2 protein-coding genes and 1 pseudogene are annotated in these 1,914 nt (G+C 40.9%); all 3 read left to right on the top strand.

The genetic code is table 11. From position 1 onward, the window contains the following. Positions 1 to 217: 217 nt before the first annotated feature. The 3 genes and pseudogenes from PSR9079_RS23290 (at position 218) to PSR9079_RS23275 (ending at position 1,760) form a co-directional block, all read left to right on the top strand. Positions 218 to 646, top strand: a complete 429-nt coding sequence (locus PSR9079_RS23290; RefSeq protein WP_149983443.1) for an ester cyclase — start codon at positions 218 to 220, stop codon at positions 644 to 646. A 309-nt stretch (positions 647 to 955) separates the two neighbouring features. Then, positions 956 to 1,057, top strand: a pseudogene (locus PSR9079_RS24315) (transposase); the annotation flags it as partial. A gap of 214 nt (positions 1,058 to 1,271) precedes the next feature. After that, a complete protein-coding gene (locus PSR9079_RS23275) occupies positions 1,272 to 1,760 on the top strand; it encodes a hypothetical protein (RefSeq protein WP_149983442.1) in 489 nt (162 codons plus the stop codon). Positions 1,761 to 1,914 lie beyond the last annotated feature (154 nt).

The following is a 1,914-nucleotide window of genomic DNA, read 5'->3' as shown; positions in this document are numbered from 1 at the left end:
ATCGATTCCACAATAATGTGGATGCATGTTATTGTAAAAGTTCATTGAGCTTTCTCCTGTAAGGTTGGTTGCCTTTTCAGCGTAGCGAATAATCGCGATGCTGGGGAGGAGGCTCAATGAGTATCAAGGCCATGCACTGGACAGCTTTTCCGTTGCGCTTCGCTTCACTTCAAAGCTTCCAGTGATGGCGGCGTTAGCAGAATAGAAGGAATATTTGATGTTAGTGGAAGAAGTGGTTAGAGGTTTCATTGAACAAGTAAGGTCAGGGGAAAATCCAGACTTAGTTAACAAGTATCTAGCCCCAGTAGTTGTAGCGCATCAGATAGTTTCTGGAGTCTCAGAAGTAATTGAAAGAACTCCTGAAAACTATCGTGATCACGTTGAAGAATTTCTAGAAGCTTACGGCAATTTTGCACTCTCAATTGAAGAGTTTTTAGTACAAGGTCAAAAGGTCTATGTACGTTGGCGTCAAGACGGTCACCATAAGGGAGTGATTTTTGGTTATGAACCGACAGGTTTAGAACTTTCTACAGTAGGAAGCGCAGTGTATCGAGTCAGTGAAAATCTAATAGTGGAATATTGGATTCAACAAGAGAATCAAGGTTTACGAGAGCAGTTGGAAGTCAACCTTAAAAGATTCAGCTAACTATCTGTTTAAGAGTGATTCGCAACGCTTGGCATTTTTGCTATGCGTTGCGTTTAGTATTTAAGGTGGTATGCGGGAGCTTTGGTATTGCGTTGCTCACACCTTAACAGGGCGTTGAGGCTGTAGAATTACTCTTTCTAGGAACTGGTTCTACACAATTGAATTGATTGTTTTTTGACCTTGAACCCACAGGGTTACTGTGATCTGATAGATATTATTCACCCACGGTAAATTGTTATGGCTCTTTCATTAGGTAAGGAGTCAAGCCTGACTTATCTTGCCAAAATAAATTCATTCCGATCAATTTCGCTGAATAAATTGACCTTACGCGGTCAAACGAAAGTGAATGCCCAATGGCAACTGTATTGCTTAGTTCATAATATAGAAAAGCTGCAAAACACGATACATTAATAAGGGTAACCCTTTATCACCTCAAATAAGCCACTCAAACACCTGTCATACCTTTCAAAACGCCAATTAAAGCAACAGCAAATCCTCTTTTTATATTTTACGTAAAATCGAAGTAACCAATTGAATCAAAATAGGAACTCGGCTATGGTTAATACATCAATAAAAATAAATTAAAAACGAGTTATTCTACAGCCTCGTTATGCATAGGTAAGCCATGAAGCTCATATTCACTTTAATATTATTGACTTTCCCTTCGCTCCTGTTTGCGTCTACGCCCGTAATGGTTCATACGCACAAATATTTCACGGAAGGCGTTCTTCCCGAACCTTACCGAACTTTCACGCTTAGTATTGAACTGGATGAAGAAACTGACGATGTCCGCGTATTTGATTTATATCGTGGAAACGATCTAATTCAAATCCCACCTGAGATTTTAAATCAACTCAAAGACGTCGAGCTTAGCACAATTAAAATTTCGCACGAAATGCACCGAGAAGAAAATCGTCCCGCATATAGCCGTTTTGGTGATGAAGGAGACTGGCTACACATAGAATTTGATGTTGGCGATAGATATAGAGCCGAGAAAACAGAAAATGAAAAAGGTTACTTCAAGTGGGGGCGTGACAAGATCGTACTTACCATTGTTAAGGGGAAGGTCGTCACATTAACGAGTGTCAAGGTAGCAGAGACTCACGGTTATTAGACTGAGCGAACTTGGTAGAAATGCATAATCGGGTAGCCGGAGGTCTCTAACCTCCAGCCCCCACACCACCCATCATGCGGGTCCGCAATGGGCGGTTCATCTCCCGTAATGAATATTGATCCAAATATCCCTCAATGACACTAAACCTTGTGAA

Source organism: Pseudoalteromonas rhizosphaerae (genome assembly GCF_902498845.1).
Taxonomy (GTDB): Bacteria; Pseudomonadota; Gammaproteobacteria; order Enterobacterales; family Alteromonadaceae; genus Pseudoalteromonas; species Pseudoalteromonas rhizosphaerae.
The sequence above is the reverse complement of the archived record's forward strand: the minus strand, read 5'-3'. Positions and strand labels throughout refer to the sequence as shown.